This is a genomic window from Limosilactobacillus galli (assembly GCF_947381495.1).
Classification (GTDB): Bacteria; Bacillota; Bacilli; order Lactobacillales; family Lactobacillaceae; genus Limosilactobacillus; species Limosilactobacillus galli.
The window spans coordinates 1-246 of record NZ_CANCWK010000144.1; the positions used below are offsets into that span (position 1 = coordinate 1).

Consider the following 246-nt stretch of genomic DNA (forward strand, 5'->3'; position numbering starts at 1 on the left):
ACCTCCAGACCTACTTTGCCGAGGTGGGGGCACCTAACCAACGGGGGTTAAACGAGAACAACAACGGCCTTCTGCGGTGCGATGGGCTCCACAAAGGCCGCGATCTCCGCCACCTAGCTGATGAAGAGGTTGCTCAAATAATGAGTTACCGGAACAACATTCCTCGCAGGTCATTGGGCTATCAAACACCTTACGAGGTATTCATGAAGTATGTCACTGATGAGCAACTACTTTTTTTCTAACTTA

The 246-nt window shown here is 49.6% G+C and carries 1 protein-coding gene; it reads left to right on the plus strand.

What is annotated here, in order from left to right:
- Positions 1–242 (plus strand): transposase (locus QOS10_RS09635; protein WP_408621593.1); only part of this gene is annotated, 242 nt, incomplete at its 5' end.
- Between the last annotated feature and the right edge of the window lie 4 nt (positions 243–246).